We start from the raw sequence: 18,272 nt of genomic DNA, 5'->3' as shown, positions 1-18,272 counted from the left end.
GGAAATAAATGTTGAGCATATTTTAGATTGTCTCGATCAATATGGCAAAGGAGAGCTGACCGAAAAACAACTCACGAAAGCTTTGACATACGATGAAAAACTGTTCCTGATTATGCATCAAGGTTTACTGGGAATAGATACCGATAGCGAAGAAGACTTTGATGTACTGGATTGGTTAGGAGAAGAAGAGTCATTCTTTATGATTGTGGAAGTAAATGAAAGCCTATGTTGGGAAGCTGAATCCGTCTTGGAAGACCTTGGCGTTGAGATGCCGGATGCCATTGAAAACTTTTTAAAGCAACTAGTAGAAACCAAGCAACTTCCTGTTGTGGCAAAAGATTAGGGACGATCATCGAAATTGGACCGATAAATCACATTGGGCCTTCTCTCGATTGGAGGTGGAAAACATCAGAATGTACAAAGGACGCCGTATACGAGCAGGCGATCAACACTTGGTTTATCACTTTGTTCTTGGCTGGCTAATCACCTTATTCATCGGTTGGATGGTCATCTTTTATTTTCAAGAGCTTAGGCAGTTGGATTTTTCTAGTCTATCCCTTTCCACTATTGAAATTGCTTGGTCTATGAAAGATTTAGTCCGTCTATTGGGAAGTCTAGCACTTTCAGGAAGCATGTTCTTGCTTTATATTCACTTTTTCCACGATTACTGGCGGAGTTTGTGGCACAGGCAGAAGCTAGCTCGGATGATTCTAGAAAACCATTGGTATGAAGTAAAACAGACCCAGAGTGAAGGATTTTTCAAAGACCTTACTAGGAGTCGAACCAAAGAGACCATCAGCTATTTCCCCAAAATCTATTACCGAATGAAGGATGGGTTACTTTCTATTCGCGTTCAAATTTCACTTGGTAAATATCAAGATCAGCTCTTGAAGTTGGAAAAGAAGTTAGAAAGTGGTCTGTATTGTGAGTTAGTAGAAAAGGAACTCAAAGACTCTTATGTGGAATACACTTTGCTTTATGATATGATTGCCAATCGAATTGGGATTGAAGAAGCAGTGGCAGAAAATGGGGCTTTGCGATTGATGAAGAATCAAGTGTGGGCCTACGATTCGTTGCCACATATGTTAATTGCTGGCGGCACTGGTGGCGGGAAAACGTATTTCCTACTCACGATTATTCAGGCGCTACTAAAATCTGAGGCGGAACTATTTGTCCTTGATCCGAAGAATGCAGATCTGGCAGATTTAAATACGGTCATTTCCCATGTCTATTCTCAAAAGGAAGAAATTTCTGCTTGTGTGGAGGATTTCTATGAACGCATGATGGCTCGTAGTCGGCTGATGAAAGAAATGCCTAACTACAAAACAGGAGAGAATTATGCTTACCTTGGTCTTCCGCCCAACTTTTTAATCTTTGACGAATATGTCGCATATATGGAAATGTTAACGACGAAGGAAAGTGCGGTAATCTTGAACAAGCTCAAACAAATCGTCATGTTAGGCCGTCAATCTGGGTTCTTTCTGATTTTAGCTTGTCAAAGACCGGATGCGAAATATTTAGGAGATGGAATTCGTGATCAGTTTAATTTCCGGGTTGCTTTAGGACGGATGAGTGAGCTGGGGTATTCCATGATGTTTGGCGAAGTCGATAAAAACTTCTTTATGAAGCGAATCAAAGGACGAGGGTATGTGGATACAGGTGGAAGTGTGATTAGTGAGTTTTACACGCCTTTAGTGCCAAAAGACTATGATTTCTTAAAGGAAATTAGTGGGATTGTCGAATTGAATGTTGGTATAGAAAAAGATAATAATCTGTAGCTCAGGAGTTTCAAAACTTCCGGGCCTTTTTTATGCAATGAATGAGGTGATTTATGAAATTTTTAGATTTATTTTCCGGTATCGGTGGCTTTCGCTTAGGCATGGAACAAGCAGGCCATCAGTGTATCGGCTTTTGTGAGATTGATGATTTTGCCCGGCGGAGTTATAAGGCAATTCATGATACAAGGAAGGAGGTGGAAATGCATGACATCACAAGTGTATCAGACGAGTTTGTTCGATCACTCGGACCAGTTGACATCCTTTGCGGCGGCTTTCCGTGCCAAGCTTTTTCAATTGCGGGAAAGCGGCAAGGATTTTCCGATACTCGAGGTACTTTATTCTTTGAAATCGCTCGGTTCGCCGCTCTTCTCCAACCTAAGCTTTTATTCCTTGAGAACGTCCGGGGATTGCTCAATCACGAAGGAGGGGCTACGTTCGAGACGATCCTCCGAACGCTGGATGGATTGGGGTATGATGTGGAATGGCAAGTGCTTAACTCAAAGGCCTACGTTCCCCAAAGCCGCGAGCGGGTCTTCCTTATCGGACATTCTCGAGCCGCATGTACCGAACAAGTATTTCCTATCATTGGATCGTCTGCAACATCTGATCAAAACATCCGAAACCTGTTAAATATCAATCCTTCCAATTGTGGGATGGGTGGACAAGTCTATGGTTCAGATGGAGTTGCCCCAACCTTAACAGGCGATGAAGGCATCAAAATCGCGTTACCAGCAAAAGAAGGTATATCAGTAGCCGGTATGTTATCGGGAAATTTTGAACAAGGCAATCGGGTTTATGAGGTAACTGGAACGGCCCCTACTTTGTCAACAAAACAAGGTGGAACGAAAATTATGATTCGGAAAAATGAAACTGAATACCAAGAAGTAAAGCCAGGGGATAGTGTGAACCTGGCTTTTCCTCATTCCACTAGTCGTCGAGGTCGTCTTGGGAAACAAAGTGTGCATACCTTATTAACAGGAGACCAACAAGCAGTCGTCACGGATCAGTACCAGATTCGCAAGCTCACGCCAAGGGAGTGCTGGCGGCTACAAGGCTTTCCCGACTGGGCTTTTGATCGAGCAGCTCAAGTCAATTCAGATAGTCAGTTGTACAAACAGGCCGGAAACTCTGTGACAGTTCCGGTCATTTTTGATATTGCGAGAAGATTAAAGGAGGTGGAAATGCATGATTTATGATGAGTTGATTGGGGAAATTTATTGGGTGATTGGCAAGATTCAGTCAGATCCGGAATTGGAAGAAGAACTTTACCGGCTCAATTTTGATATTCGCAAAAACGGGGTAAAAGTCCCTGATGATCCGTATGTAATGGATGAGGAAATCGATGCTCGAATGGAGCTAAATCAAGTCATCAGTGAATTGGAACGGATTGCGGACCTTACCAAAGAGCCGGAGATTCAGCAATACTTGTGCGAGATAAAAGCAGAATTGGAAATTGAGGGTATTACCGCGGAGTAACGGCTAGATAAACCACTACTGATAGGCGCTGACCTCGGGGGATTTGCGAAGCAGAAATCCTCCGTGGTGCTGTGCCTGTTCATGGACGGCGGCAGCCGGCCATGATGTTTCACCCCCCGTATCTAACAGGGGGGTACAAAAACACAAAAAATAAGCAACTGACTATTAAGAATTGTTGTTGTAGCAAGGATAGTAAGCAACTTGTATAGGTGTTAACTCATTTAAAAAAGTTAACATCTTGAATTTGGAGGTGAGAACTTGGCACAACGGAATTTAGATTATCGGTTACTAAAAGACCGTCGCAACGAATATGGCGTTTCACAAAATAAATTGGCTACCGCCTGTGGACTTAGTCGCCCGTACTTAAACCAGATAGAAAACGGTGGCGTAACTGCATCTACAAAAACCATGAGGAAAATATTTGATCAATTGGAAAGCTTCAATCCCAATTTGCCTTTGACGTTACTGTTTGACTATATAAGGATTCGATTTCCCACAACGGATGCGCGAAAGATTATCCAAGAGATTCTCCATCTGAAATTTGATTATATGCTCCATGAAGATTACGCCTTTTACTCCTATCAGGAACAATACGTCATGGGTGATATTGTGGTGATGTTGTCTCATGAAGAAGACAAGGGAGTTCTTTTAGAGTTAAAGGGACGTGGTTGTCGGCAGTTTGAAACTTTTTTACTCGCTCAAAAGCGTAGCTGGTATGACTTTTTCGAGGATTGTTTGAAAGCCGGTGGCGTGATGAAACGCTTGGATTTGGCAATCAATGATCGAGTTGGCTTGTTAGATATTCCTGAGTTAACGAAAAAATGTCAGAAGGAAGAATGTATCTCCTTGTTTCGTACCTTTAAAAGTTATCGTTCTGGGGAACTTTTAAAGGCTGATGAAAAGGATGGCATGGGCAATACTTTATATATCGGTAGCCTCAAAAGTGAGGTTTATTTCTGTTTGTACGAAAAAGATTATGAACAATATATCAAGTTAGGAATTCCATTAGACCAAACTGAAACGAAAAATCGTTTCGAGATTCGGTTAAAAAATGATCGTGCCTATCATGCGATTCAAGATTTGTTAAAAGGTCGTAGCATTGAAAGTACTACGTTTTCTATTATCAATCGGTATTTACGATTTGCGGATAAAGTGGAAGGAAAACGGCGAACTAACTGGCCCTTAAATGAACGATGGGGGCGCTTTATTGGGCGGAATCGCAAGGAAATCCAATTAACCTCTGAGCCGAAACCTTATACTATCGAAAGAACCTTGAATTGGCTTGGACGCCAAGTCGCTCCTACGTGGAAGATGGCCAAGGAGTTGGATCGGTTGAATCAGACCACTTATATCCAGGATATGGTACAGAATGCGCGACTCTCGGACCGACACAAAAAGATTTTGGAGCAACAAAGTTTGGCAATCGAAAACTTGATTATATGAAAAGAGGAATTGCGATGGGAATTGTAAAAGATATTTTATTGGTGTTTGTTGGCAGTATGCTAGGTGTTACTGTGATGTGCTTGATGAATGCAAGTGCAGCGGCGGACCGAGCAATGGAGAAGAAAGGAAAGTGATGAAATGAATTTCGGACAAAATTTATATCAATGGTTTTTAACTAATGCTCAATCTTTAGTCTTACTGGCAATTGTGGTAATTGGTTTGTTTTTAGGATTTAAGCGGGAGTTTTCCAAATTGATCGGCTTTTTGGTGATTGCCTTGATTGCGGTAGGTCTGGTCTTTAACGCTTCTGGTGTGAAGGATGTCTTACTCAATTTGTTTAACCGAATTGTCGGTGCGTAAGGGGGATTCACGATGGAACAGATGCGTGTTTATATTGCAAACTTAGGTCGATATAATGAAGGTGAGTTGGTGGGGGCGTGGTTTACCCCACCTGTCGATTTTGATGAGGTCAAAGAACGGATTGGATTAAATGACGAATACGAAGAATATGCGATTCATGATTATGAGTTACCTTTTGAGATTGATGAATATACGCCAATTGAAGAGATTAATCGGTTGTGTGGCTTAGCAGAAGAATTGGAAGGTACACCGATTGGCGAAGTCGCCTCAGAGATCCAACATGCGTTTTTCAACTCTTTCGAGGAAATGTTAGAGCATCTGGATGATATTGTCTACTATCCGGACTGCGATAATATGAGTGATGTAGCGTATTTCTTGATTGTAGAAAATGGTGATTTTGGAGAAGTACCAGAAAATTTGAAGACGTATATTGATTTTGATGCTTGTGGCCGAGACTTGGAGATTGGCGGGAATTATTTGGTTACGAGTCGAGGGGTATTTGAATATCCATACTAACTAAATTATAGAAGGGGAGTTGATTTCTAGACTATCCTTCTATTTTGAAGGAATGATTTGATGAAAAAAATAAAAAGCTATACTAGTATCTGGGCAGTTGAAAAAGTCATTTACGCAATCAATGACTTTCAGCTGCCTTTTCCTGTGACCTTTAACCAGATGGCTTGGTTCGTTTTGTCCTTGCTGTTTGTCATCGTATTTGCTCATGTGCCTCCGCTATCTATGATAGAGGGGGCCTTTTTAAAATACTTAGGCATACCGGTGGCAGTCACTTGGTTTATGTCGCAAAAGACGTTTGATGGCAAGAAACCATTGGGATTTTTACGATCTTTTATCAGTTATTATTTGCGGTTTAAGGTTACGTTTGCAGGAAAGAAAGTCAAAGAGCAGAAGAAACGATGGGATGAACCGGTCACATTAGTGAGGAGTGTGAACTATGTACCCGATTAAATATATTGAAAATAATCTTGTCTTTAACCAAGAAGGGGAGTGTTTTGCTTATTATGAGCTAGTGCCTTATAATTACTCCTTTTTGTCACCTGAACAGAAATATCAAGTACACGATAACTTTCGTCAATTGATTGCCCAGAATCGTGAGGGCAAGATCCATGCATTACAAATTGCCACAGAAAGTAGTATTCGAGCCACGCAAGAACGTTCAAAAAAGGAAATCACAGGTCGATTAAAAGAAATAGCTGAACAACGGATTGACCTACAGACAGATGCATTAGTATCTATGATTGGCGATAGTCAGATTGATTATCGCTTTTTTATTGGCTTCAAATTAATTGCCACAGATGAAGAAGTGAATCTAAAGAGTCTCAAAAAGTCTTTCTTATCTGGGCTTCAAGAATTTGTCTATGGGGTGAATCATCATTTGATGGGGGATTTCGTTTCCTTGTCCAATGAAGAAATTCACCGTTATTCTAAGCTTGAAAAACTAATGGAAAGTAAATTAGCCCGCAGATTTAAAGTTAGACGGGTAACACCGAGTAATCTGACGTATTTGATTGAACATATCTATGGGGAAAAGGGCACACCATTTGAAGAGTATGAATTTCAGTTACCAAAGAAAAAGCTGAAATCAGAAACTTTGGTGAAGCGTTATGACTTATTACGTCCCAGTCGTTGTTTGATTGAAGAAAAACCGCGGTACTTACACATGGAACATGAAAATCATGAATCGTATGTAGCATACTTGACAATCAATACAATTGTAGGAGAGATGGAATTTCCTTCCTCGGAACTTTTCTATTACCAGCAACAACAATTCACGTTCCCCATTGATACTTCAATGAATGTGGAAATCGTGACGAATAAAAAGGCCTTAGCGACAGTTCGTAATAAGAAAAAAGAACTAAAAGACTTGGACAATCATGCCTATCAATCCGATAACGAAACCAACTCCAATGTCTTAGATGCCTTGGATTCAGTGGATGAATTGGAAACCACCTTGGATCAGTCAAAAGAATCCATGTACAAACTGAGTTATGTGGTTCGGGTGAGTGCGGAGTCAGTGGATGAACTAAAGCGTCGCTGTGATGAGGTCTTAGATTTTTATGATGATACCAATGTAAAACTAGTCCGGCCTTTTGGCGATATGATGGGGCTACATGAAGAGTTTCTGCCCTCGAGTAAACGATACATGAACGACTATATTCAGTATGTTACTTCTGATTTTTTGGCGGGGCTTGGTTTTGGCGCTACCCAGATGTTAGGAGAATTGGAAGGAATTTACTTTGGCTATAATGTGGACACCGGTCGTAATGTTTACTTGAAACCGGCATTGGCTTCACAAGGAGTGAAGGGTTCAGTTACCAATGCTTTGGCGGCCGCTTTTCTTGGATCTCTTGGTGGCGGGAAATCCTTTAGCAACAATCTCTTGGTTTATTATGCTGTTTTATTCGGTGGGCAAGCCGTGATTGTCGATCCAAAAGGGGAACGTGGTGGCTGGAAAGAAACCTTGCCAGAAATTGCAGATGAAATTAATATCCTTAACCTAACCAGTAAGCCAGAAAACCAAGGCTTACTTGATCCTTATGTGATTATGAAGAAAAAGAAGGACTCGGAAAGTCTAGCGATTGATATCCTAACCTTTTTAACAGGGATTTCTAGCCGTGATGGGGAGAAGTTTCCCGTTTTACGCAAGGCCATTCGTACCGTTACCCAAAGCGACCAACAGGGGTTATTACAAGTAATCACCGAATTGCGAAAAGACGAATCACCAGTCGCGGAAAATATCGCGGATCATATTGAATCCTTTACTGATTATGATTTTGCCCATTTACTTTTCTCAGATGGTTCGATTACTCAATCGATTAGTTTAGATAAACAGTTGAATATCATTCAAGTGGCGGATTTAGTTTTACCAGATGCAGAGACCACTTTTGAAGAATACACCACCATGGAATTACTCAGTGTTTCGATGCTGATTGTTATTTCAACTTTTGCCTTGGATTTTATCCATAGTAACCGAGAAATCTTCAAGATTGTGGACTTAGATGAGGCTTGGTCGTTTCTTCAAGTGGCGCAAGGAAAGACCCTTTCTAATAAGCTCGTTCGTGCTGGACGAGCCATGAATGCCGGGGTTTATTTTGTGACTCAAAATAGTGACGATTTACTAGATGAACGCTTGAAGAACAATATCGGATTGAAGTTTGCTTTTCGCAGTACCGATATTCATGAAATCAAGAAAACCTTGGAATTCTTTGGCTTAGATCAAGAAGATGAGAGCAACCAAAAACGTCTACGAGATTTGGAAAATGGCCAATGCTTAATGCAAGACTTGTACGGCCGAGTCGGTGTGGTTCAAGTTCACCCGGTCTTTGAAGAACTCTTCCATGCCTTTGATACCCGCCCGCCGGTTCAAAAGAGAATGGAGTGAGGGGATGAAAAAGAAACTTTTTCGGATTGTGGGAATTGTTTTTATTAGCATCGTCACTCTGACAGTCCTATTGAGTTTAGTCGGTACGGTAGCCGAGGCAACAGGACTTGTTGATGATACAGTGAAAGCCGGAAATCTTTATTCCCAATATTCTCTAAACAACTACCAATTAGATTTCTTTGTTGATAGTTCTTGGGATTGGCTACCTTGGAATTGGGGGGATGGCTTAGGAAAGAGCGTAATGTATGGTCTTTATGCCATTACCAATTTTATTTGGACGGTTAGTCTCTATCTGTCGAATGCCACTGGTTATGTGGTTCAAGAGGCTTACAAGTTAGATTTCATTTCGGATACGGCGGAAAGTATCGGGAAGAATATTCAAACACTCGCTGGTATAAACGAAAATGGACTTCAAACTTCTGGTTTCTACTTTGGGTTTCTGTTATTGATGGTTTTGGTATTAGGAGTTTACGTTGCCTATACAGGTCTACTCAAACGAGAAACTACCAAAGCAGTCCGGTCTGTGATCAATTTTGTGATGATCTTTCTATTATCAGGTTCCTTTATTGCTTATGCACCTACCTATATTACGAAAATCAATGACTTTAGCTCAGATGTTAGCGAGGCGGCACTTAGCCTTGGAACTGAGATTGTGGTACCAAATTCGGAAAGCCAAGGAAAGGATAGCGTGGATTTGATTCGAGATAGTTTGTTTTCCATCCAAGTCCAACAACCATGGCTACTGTTGCAATTCGATGATTCCAATCTAGAAGAAATAGGAGAAGAGCGAGTCAATAAGATTTTATCTGTAAGTCCTGATGAAAATAAGGGGAAGGATCGAGAAGAAGCAGTTAAAGCCGAGATTGAAGACAATGACAATGCGAATCTAAGTATTACCAAGACCATGAACCGATTAGGAACCGTGGTTTTTTTGGTGTTGTTCAATATTGGTATCTCCTTCTTTGTATTTTTACTGACAGGGATTATGTTATTCTCGCAAATTCTGTTTATTATCTTTGCGATGTTTCTGCCCATTAGCTTCTTATTGTCCATGTTGCCGACTTATGAAAGTTTGGGAAAAAAAGCGATTATCCGCTTATTCAATACGATTATGATGCGAGCCGGCGTCACGTTGGTGATTACGACTGCATTTAGTATCTCCACGATGTTTTTCAATATTTCGGCTACTTATCCGTTCTTTATGGTAGCTTTTCTCCAAATTGTGACCTTTGCCGGCATCTATTTCAAATTGGGCGACATTATGAGTATGTTCAACCTCCAAAGTAATGATAGCCAGTCAATGGGAAGGCGCGTCATGCGAAAACCGCAAATGTTAATGAATCGAAAGTTACGGCAACTTAATCGAAATGTGGGGCGAACATTGGCTTTTGGTGGTGGTGCAGCAGTTGGCGGAAAACTAGCAAAAGATCAATCAAAATCCAGATTGAAGTCTCCTGGTTTTTCTCCACGAAAGAATCCATCGTTATCGGATAATCCAGAGACTATTAATGAGTCAAAAAAGAATTCTTCAACCTCAAAGAACCAAAAGCAAACCAGAATGAATTTGGCCGGAAGAAAAATCGGCAAGGTACTAGATACCCAATCAATGGTAAAAGACAAAGCACAACAAGTAAAGGATCAAGTAAGGAATACACCAACTAATTTGAAATACAATCTGCATAAAGAAATCGAAAAGACGAAAAAAGCGCCTGAAGAATTCAAGCGTGGACTTGTCCAAGAAAAGACAGAGCGAGCGGAGTTACGAGAAAAACAACGACAACGAAGAGATGCGAAAATGGCTGAAAAGCGGAAAGTATTGGGAAATTCAGCAACCCGTCATAGAAAAAGTAGAATCAATGTTCCGATAAGCGAGGAGACCAAATCTCAGAAAAGTATGATACCAAAGAATGTGCCAGCCAATCGAATTGTAAAAATAAATTCGAATCCTGAAATCAAACGAAGACTCTCAAATCAAAAAGTGAGTACGAAAGAAAACAATCAACCAGTAAGAAAAGTGACTCCTATCCAACAGGCGAAAAAGCGATCCATTCTTGCAAAATCGGGTAGTCGAAAGGTACAAAAAAGGGTGGATTATCGTTCGAAATCAAGGTCGGGTGAGTCTAAATGACCATAAAAAAATTGAGTACAATCTCGTTGACAATCCTGACGATTTTTTTTATGGGCATCTTGATGTGTGTCGGCTTACTATTTGGTGAGGATAGTGAAGGAAATAGCAGTTCTGTTACCTCTCCCGGTGGCAGTAGTGTCTCAGAAGAAGTATTAAAGCATCGGTCACTGGTAGAAAAGTATGCCAAGGAATCGGACATTTCAGATTATGTACCGATTCTTTTGGCGATTATTCAAGTGGAGTCGGGTGGTACAGCAAAAGATGTGATGCAAAGCTCTGAATCAGCTGGCTTACCACCTAATTCTTTAGATACCGAGGCATCCATTAAACAGGGGTGTCTCTATTTTACTTCCTTGGTTAAACGAGCCAAAGAGTTAGGTTGTGATCAAGATAGTATTATCCAAGCCTATAATTATGGTGGCGGATATATAGATTATGTCGCAAAAAACGGCAAGAAGCATAGTTTTTCTTTGGCAGAATCTTTTTCAAGAGAGAAGTCTGGCGGTCAAAAAGTCGATTATCCTAATCCAATCGCGATTAAGGAAAATGGTGAGTGGCGCTATAACTATGGGAATATGTTTTATTGTTTGTTGGTGAAACAATATCTTACCACCAGTAAATTTGATGACGAGACAGTACAAAAAATCTTTGATGAAGCCTTTAAGTATGAAGGTACTGCTTATGTCTTTGGTGGTGCGAGTCCAGAAACGGGCTTTGATTGTAGTGGCTTGACCCAGTGGTGTTACGCCAAAGTTGGTCTGAAACTTCCACGGGTGGCACAAGATCAGTATGATGCCATGGCTCATATTGACCTAAAAGATGCCAAACCAGGTGATTTGATTTTCTTTCACTCAACTTATGATGCTGGTACTTACGTGACTCATGTCGGCATTTATGCAGGGGAGAATCGAATGTTCCATGCAGGCGATCCGGTGGGCTGGACGAATCTTACAGAAACCTATTGGCAGCAGCATCTTATCGGAGCTGGCAGATACAAATAAGAGAAAAGAGGAACGAAAAATGAAGATAAAAATTGAACGAAGTAAAAAAGAGAAGATTCCCAAAAAGAAAAAAGAACGGACGGTTTCAGTGGGCAAGCATCGAAAAATGGTGCTTGTCCTTTGGTTTTTATTGTTTTGTAGTCTCGCTTTTGGGATATACAAAAATTTCACAGCGATTGATCAGCACACGACTCATGAGAAAGTAGTTGTGAAAGGAAAAATAGTGAATACTTCTGGTGTTGAGAATTTTACGATGGATTTTGCGAAAGAGTATTTTTCATGGAAGAATGACAAAGAAGTCATTGAAAAGAGAATGGATAATCTTGGGCAGTATCTTACAGAAGAGGGATTATCCCTAGCTCAAGATATGGTTCGAGCGGATATTCCCACTAGTTCAGAAGTTCAATCCGTAAAAATTCTAGATGTAGGAAAACATTCAGAAGAATTTGTCGTTTCCTTTTTAGTAGAGCAAAAGATTACAGAAGGGAAAAAGTCTCAACAAATCTCTTCTGCGTATCGAGTGACAGTCTTTGAAGATGAAGACGGGAATCATATTGTGACGAGTTTGCCTACCATGATTGCAAAACCTGATAAGGCAAAATATGAGGCAAAACAAATAGAAAGTGAGTCGGAAATTGATGCTAAAACAACAGAAGAAATCATGGAGTTTTTAGAGACTTTTTTCACGCTTTATCCATCAGCATCCGAAAAAGAACTTGAATATTATGTAGAAAATGATGCAATGAGACCTATCAATTCTAACTTAAAATTTTTGGAATTAGTGAATCCTATTTATCAGAAAAATGAGAAAGATTTTCAAATGAATGTTGGAGTAAAGTATTTAAATGAAGTTGAAAAGGTAACAAACATTTACCAATATCAGCTGAAGTTAATTAGGATTGGAAATTGGAGAATTATTGGCTACCGATAATAATTTGTTCAAAGAAGTGGGGGAACGTTGTAAATACTTTATTTAGAGTTTTGTTTTTTATGTGTGAGAAAACTACACGATACTTCTGTTGGATATCAAACTATAAAAGTAATATATAGTTTGAATAGTTAGTTTTTTGTGGAAAACATATTGTAGAAACTTTTTGTTTGCTGACTTTCATCGAGTATAATAAAACTGAAGTTTTCAATTATGTCATTTCAATCAAAAAATTCTAATTTGGAGGATTTAGTAAAAATAATGAACATAAAAAAAGGAATGCTTATAAATAAGGTTTATGAAGTAACAAAAAAGATTCATAAGTCCGTTAATTCATCAATTTACCGTGCTTTTGATAATAAGGCTGATCGATATGTAATCGTTAAATTTCTCGAAAAGAAATCTGATGATCCTGTCAACAGTGAATTATTTCGAAGAGAGGTTCGCTCTCTAGAAAATATTGATAGCCAATTTGTGATTCGATTAATAGATTACGGTGAAGAAGTCAACTTCTATTACATTGTTATGGAGCAATTAAAAGGGTCACAAACGCTAGAGACATATTTATACGAGGAAAATGATAACATTAGCATCCATGATAAGTTAATCCTCTTTCGTAAAATCCTTCTAGGAATGGAAAAATCTCATGATATAGGTGTATATCATAGAGACTTAAATCCTACGAATATTCTGGTGAATGAAGATGAATTGAAAATAATCGATTTTGGAATAAGTAAAATAACTAAATTTATTTATGAAGAAAAAATTACAGTCTCCAATCATTATACTCTCGGCTTTGCTTCTCCAGAACAATTGAATGGGGAAAACGTTGACGGAGCTTCAGATATATTTTCTTTAGGCTCGATTTTATATTATATGTTGTTGTTAGAGAGTCCCTCAACTATTTTTGAAGAACGTATGAAAACAATTGCTTCTACAAGTTTACCAGATAAAATAATCGACATTATTCGAAAATGCACTGAACCATTGATTGAAAATAGATACAAATCTGTTCGGGCAATAATAAACGATCTCGACTTTTTTTTGTTGAGTAATGAATCTAAAAATGAATCGTTATATATCAAAGTTACTTCTACCACTATTAACCAGCTTTTTTCACTTGGAAAAATCTTACTTCAAAGAGAAGATTTGGCTGTTAAATATCTAATAAAAAACTTAAAAGAACCCTATATATACCAAGGTAGAAGAAATGATTGCTATACTTTAATAGGAGATAAAATGAGTTATTATTGTGATCTTAATATCCAGAGATCACTTATTAAAATTATTAGCTGTGATATAATTGACAATTATTCACAGCTAATTAGAGAAAGAAAAAAAGGAATACGAATTTATGCGAAAATTTGTCCAGAAACTATTGAGGTGGCTTTAGAGAAAAGTGAATATTTATCTAATTTAATAAAACAAGTGAATCAAGAATCGGAAAGATATAGAGAAAACCAAAAAAATAGTCGTGATGAAATGAAGCTAATGGAACTTTGGAGTAAGACGCTTCGTACTCAAGATAAAATGATTGAGAAAAATTTAAATATCGGCTCTTACTCAAAGTTAGACTATATTCCTGAATCAAATACTATTGAACTTCACGCTGATCAGATTGATTCATACGAGAAAATTGAACCAGGTGTGGAAATATCAGTTCGCAAAAAAAAATCTACTGATCGGTCATGTTTGGGTATAGTTGATGATATAAATCCGGAAGAATCTGTTATTACTTTGATTCCTATAGAATATTTTTCTATTGATGACTTTGCCAGACAGGGTCCCTTTGGTATAGATGTTACGGGAAATAAAATCCATAATGATAGGTATAAATGGGCTTTGGATAAATTGAAATATAGAAAAAGTGAAAATAAAAGACTATTGGATATTTTAATTAATCCAAATGAAGCAAAATATGATGAGGTTTCATTGATTGAACCAACTAATAATAAAATTGATCCAAGTAATATTAAGGTAGTTGAAAAAGCTTTAGCAGCTAGAGATATTTTTTTAATTCAAGGACCGCCAGGTACTGGAAAAACCACGGTTATTGAAGAGATTATCAACCAAATGATGATAAAAAATGATAATCCTAAAATTTTGATTGCATCTCAGTCACATGTTGCTGTTGATAACATATTAAAAAAAGTAGTTGAAAAATATGATGTAAATCAAATTGTACGATTAGGAGATTCATCAAAAATATCTGAAGATTCTCAAGCTAATAAAGTGAAAGAGCAAACAAAAGGATGGACAGAATTAATCAAACATAACTCAATTAAATTTGCTAGACCATTACTTGAAAGGCTAGCAGAACCAGCAACTTTTCCTTTTGAGGAAATATTTGAGAACGAAATTTCCCAGACGGAAGCCGGTGATTTTAATCAAGGTGCTTTATTTTCAGTCAAACAATTTTTGGAGGAATCTCCAAATACTAGATTAAAAGAATATACTAGCATTTTGAAGGATTGGTATCATAAATTGAATTCGCAAGAGCAATTTGATGATTTATTAGTATCACGTGCAAATATCGTCTGTAGTACATGTACAGGTGCTGCAAATCTTGGATGGGTAACAAATAATGTGTTTGATTGTGTAATAATAGATGAGGCTGCTAAATCGACTTTTCCTGAGGTACTAATTCCAATGGTTCGTGGAAAAAAAATAATTTTAGTCGGAGATCACAAGCAATTACCGCCAATAGTAAATAATCTTGAAGATGGTTCTAAACAAGAAAAACTTTTGGAAAAAAGTCTTTTTGAAGAGCTGTTTGAGAAAACAAATAATCCGAATATAGCAGTAAGTTTAACAAAGCAATTTCGAATGCATCCAAATATTTCTCGGATGATTAAAACAATTTTTTATTCAGAAAATATTTTAGAGTCGGGGGTGGCAGCAGATGAAAGGACAAACTTTTCACGATGGCATGATAAATCAATTGTTTGGCTGTCAACTTCCTTAAAAAAAGAACGAGAAGAAACGGTGAGCGAATCGAAAGCATATTCTAATATGACTGAAGCTCTTATAATTAACAATGAACTAAAAGATCTAAATGAACGATATAAGGATGAAAATGCAAATGTGAAAGTTGGTGTTATTTCTGGATATAATGGTCAAAAATCATTACTTCGTAAAATAATTAAACCTGAGAGCCCTCAATGGACTAATCTAGAAATTTCAATTGAAAACGTAGATGCTTATCAAGGGAGCGAAGTTGATATTGTTTTTTATAGTGTGGTTCGATCAAATCAGAAAAAGCAATTAGGTTTTTTAAAAGATAACAGAAGGTTGAACGTGTCTTTGTCGAGAGCAATGTCTCTATTAGTAATTGTTGGTGATGACATGTTTTTAGAAGGTGTTGCTATAAAAGAACATAACTACTTTAGAGATCTACTAGGCTATATTGAACGTTTTCCTGTTGAGTGTTTTAAGGAGGATACAAGGTGAGAAAATCTAGTATACGTACAAGCGCATTTAAAAAGTGTTCTGAAATACTTCCTACTTACGAAGTGATTGGGTTTTATGAAAAGGCTGTTCCTATATATATTGTGAATTTGAAGTGTGAAATTACTTCAGCAGATAGAATGCCGATTATTCATGATACTTTATTGAGGCTATTTCACCAGGGGATGGATATTAATATAGTAGTTAATTTTTTAGGATTGCAGGAAACTCCTGAAATCGTTGAAAGTGCCCGAATTGATTTAGCTTCTATTGATTTGATAAAAAAAAATACAAACGAATTAACAGAAAAAGGTCGTTGGTATCTTTCTGAGAATGGATTAGAACAGAATAAACAAATATACTTTACTATTGAAATTGACGGTATGACGGGGAAATATGAAAAAAATGGAAAATTTGTAAGCAGTAAAAATTTAGCTGGACAAAATATTTCGGAACTTTATATGAAAATCCCACAACCTGATATCCATAATATTAATAAAGAAGAAATTCGAAATCTTTTTCTAAAAAATAGAGATAAGGAAATGAGAGATAAAAATCAGAAGGTTTCAGACATTTTGGCTATCTCAAGTATCAAAGTAGAATATAGAAGGGTCAATTGTATTGTATTAAAGAAGGAAAAAGATGATTTTAAAGTTTTGGTTTTCGATAGAAATACACATGTCTCTGATTATGATGGACTACTTGAAGATGGGATACGAGGAGAAAATACTTTAGCAAATATTTCAATTAATCCGTATTTTGTAGATAATGAATTGAAACTAGCTGATGATTTGGAACTGACTTTTTCACAGATGATTGATAGTGAGTTTGGACGTGATTATTATGATAATCTAATATTCGATGCAAAGAGAAGCATAACTATGTTTATGCCAATACTTTCGTATATGATTATAAAAGATGACATGATCGATATATTAGTTGAGAAAGCTAAAAGAGGAGTGAAGGTACAAATTTTCTTAACTGGTAGTATTGAAGATAGTGATTCTTTCCAGCAAAGACAAATATCTAGAATAGCTTCCATAAAAATCGAGAACTTCTCAGTGCAGCACATTCCATATTATATGGAGAGTATTATTTTTATTGATGATTATTCCGGATTGTTAACCGAATATAGTAGGGTCTCTCTTTCCGATGAGAATGAAATTTATTCAATTTGTGAAAGATATTCAAAAATTAGTAGTACTGATTTTGTGACGATTAGTAATAAAACTGGAAAATGTTTTTCTAATTCGGAATACGATGTATACAAGTATTCCGATAAAACTTCATTGAGAAATGATTTAATAGAAATTATAGATTCTTTATATCCTCTTGAGACACAATTGAGGAAAAAGTATGGACATTTTATACGGAGAACTGATTCAGAAGAGTTTTCGGAAGTTGAAAATGTTCTTAATTCGAATTTAGCTAAATCCGAAGCAGACTTCAAAAATTTTTCTTCTAACTTGAATAAAATGCTTTATGAACCAATTCCAAATAAAAATAATATATTTTTTTCAAAGTTAAAAATTGACAAACCAGATTTATATACTGCTATTGACAAAATTAGAGTGTATAGGAATTCGATTGAGCATCGTAAACTTGATCCTCGTCAAAAGCCAGTATATGAACAGTATTTGAAAGAAGATTTAGGGGGGCGAGCTCCTTTATTGGTTGAAGGTGGATTTTTGATTTTACAAGGTAAAATTGTTCAAGAGTTACATTCTGCTATCTGTAAGTAAACAAGACTACCATTTTGAACACTGAAGGCGAGCTAAAAAATGAAAAGTAAACAATCTTTCTCAAGTATCTAATGCGAGTAATTGGGCACATCAACTTGTCAAAATACTAAGTATTAGAAACTTGGTTTAATTTTAGAAATGGAGGAAGAATTTTCATGAATAGTATGTTAATAAGTTTTCAAATCTCATTTACATTCATTAGGGCGTCAAAAGTACTAAATTTAGAAGACTGACTTAAATTATCTAAAGAAAGCAGGTTAAGTTGCAAAATAAGTATTGATTTTTGCCTATATCCTTCATTATAGACATTTTTTGAGCTATAAATGGGATTCACTTTTTATCGCTATTATATATTTACTTTTGACACACTGACCACTACGGCAGCAATCCGCATGCGTCTTTTTGGCACACCAATAGCAAGCACGGCAACTACTGCTACCGCAAAATTGGATTAGCTTCTGCCTTGTGTCAGAAGCTAATAATCGTTGTCAACTGACATATAAAAACACCTAATAACTTGGGGCATAGGACTTAGGTTGTTTAGTGTGTAGGTACCATGGTATTGGTAG

The 18,272-nt window shown here is 37.4% G+C and carries 15 protein-coding genes; all 15 read left to right on the top strand.

Going from position 1 to position 18,272, the window contains the following annotated elements; genetic code table 11:
* Positions 1 to 343: type II toxin-antitoxin system RelB/DinJ family antitoxin (locus tag EP1_RS10860; RefSeq protein ID WP_083507543.1), on the top strand; the 343-nt coding region annotated here is incomplete at its 5' end.
* Positions 344 to 413: 70 nt separating this feature from the next.
* Positions 414 to 1,778, top strand: coding sequence for an FtsK/SpoIIIE domain-containing protein (locus tag EP1_RS10855; RefSeq protein WP_067627253.1), 1,365 nt, complete (start codon positions 414 to 416; stop codon positions 1,776 to 1,778).
* 53 nt (positions 1,779 to 1,831) lie between these two features.
* The gene (gene dcm / locus EP1_RS10850) at positions 1,832 to 2,974 is read left to right on the top strand and encodes a DNA (cytosine-5-)-methyltransferase (protein ID WP_067627251.1); all 1,143 of its coding nucleotides are present in this window, start codon (positions 1,832 to 1,834) and stop codon (positions 2,972 to 2,974) included.
* Positions 2,964 to 3,254 (top strand): hypothetical protein, encoded by a 291-nt coding sequence (locus EP1_RS10845; protein ID WP_010826087.1) that lies wholly within the window; start codon positions 2,964 to 2,966, stop codon positions 3,252 to 3,254. The genes dcm and EP1_RS10845 overlap by 11 nt, the downstream gene beginning before the upstream one ends.
* A gap of 258 nt (positions 3,255 to 3,512) precedes the next feature.
* The gene (gene mobT / locus EP1_RS10840) at positions 3,513 to 4,697 is read left to right on the top strand and encodes a MobT family relaxase (RefSeq protein WP_010826086.1); all 1,185 of its coding nucleotides are present in this window, start codon (positions 3,513 to 3,515) and stop codon (positions 4,695 to 4,697) included.
* Positions 4,694 to 4,831 (top strand): DUF3789 domain-containing protein, encoded by a 138-nt coding sequence (locus EP1_RS13350; protein ID WP_080113604.1) that lies wholly within the window; start codon positions 4,694 to 4,696, stop codon positions 4,829 to 4,831. The genes mobT and EP1_RS13350 overlap by 4 nt, the downstream gene beginning before the upstream one ends.
* A gap of 4 nt (positions 4,832 to 4,835) precedes the next feature.
* Positions 4,836 to 5,057 (top strand): hypothetical protein, encoded by a 222-nt coding sequence (locus EP1_RS10835; RefSeq protein ID WP_002298822.1) that lies wholly within the window; start codon positions 4,836 to 4,838, stop codon positions 5,055 to 5,057.
* 12 nt (positions 5,058 to 5,069) lie between these two features.
* Entirely contained in the window at positions 5,070 to 5,573 is a 504-nt protein-coding gene (locus EP1_RS10830) for an antirestriction protein ArdA (RefSeq protein WP_010826085.1), read from the top strand.
* Between the two features lie 60 nt (positions 5,574 to 5,633).
* Positions 5,634 to 6,023: a conjugal transfer protein gene (locus tag EP1_RS10825; RefSeq protein WP_010826084.1), complete on the top strand. Its 390-nt coding sequence runs from the start codon at positions 5,634 to 5,636 to the stop codon at positions 6,021 to 6,023.
* On the top strand, positions 6,010 to 8,457 hold the full coding sequence (gene tcpF, locus EP1_RS10820) for a conjugal transfer ATPase TcpF (protein WP_010826083.1): 2,448 nt from the start codon (positions 6,010 to 6,012) through the stop codon (positions 8,455 to 8,457). The genes EP1_RS10825 and tcpF overlap by 14 nt, the downstream gene beginning before the upstream one ends.
* Positions 8,458 to 8,461: 4 nt before the next feature.
* On the top strand, positions 8,462 to 10,585 hold the full coding sequence (locus tag EP1_RS10815) for an FUSC family protein (RefSeq protein ID WP_010826082.1): 2,124 nt from the start codon (positions 8,462 to 8,464) through the stop codon (positions 10,583 to 10,585).
* Positions 10,582 to 11,586, top strand: a complete 1,005-nt coding sequence (locus tag EP1_RS10810; RefSeq protein ID WP_010826081.1) for a bifunctional lytic transglycosylase/C40 family peptidase — start codon at positions 10,582 to 10,584, stop codon at positions 11,584 to 11,586. Before EP1_RS10815 ends, EP1_RS10810 begins: the two co-directional genes overlap by 4 nt.
* Before the next feature lie 19 nt (positions 11,587 to 11,605).
* Complete coding sequence (locus EP1_RS10805; protein WP_067627249.1) at positions 11,606 to 12,517, top strand: conjugal transfer protein; 912 nt, start codon at positions 11,606 to 11,608, stop codon at positions 12,515 to 12,517.
* A 210-nt stretch (positions 12,518 to 12,727) separates the two neighbouring features.
* On the top strand, positions 12,728 to 15,964 hold the full coding sequence (locus EP1_RS10800; protein ID WP_083507542.1) for a serine/threonine-protein kinase: 3,237 nt from the start codon (positions 12,728 to 12,730) through the stop codon (positions 15,962 to 15,964).
* The gene (locus EP1_RS13440; RefSeq protein WP_010826078.1) at positions 15,961 to 17,703 is read left to right on the top strand and encodes a phospholipase D-like domain-containing protein; all 1,743 of its coding nucleotides are present in this window, start codon (positions 15,961 to 15,963) and stop codon (positions 17,701 to 17,703) included. The genes EP1_RS10800 and EP1_RS13440 overlap by 4 nt, the downstream gene beginning before the upstream one ends.
* The last annotated feature ends 569 nt before the right edge of the window (positions 17,704 to 18,272 follow it).

This window comes from Enterococcus pseudoavium NBRC 100491 (assembly GCF_001544295.1).
GTDB lineage: Bacteria > Bacillota > Bacilli > Lactobacillales > Enterococcaceae > Enterococcus_A > Enterococcus_A pseudoavium.
Note: the sequence above shows the minus strand (reverse complement) of the source record. Positions and strands in the feature narration are given on the sequence as shown.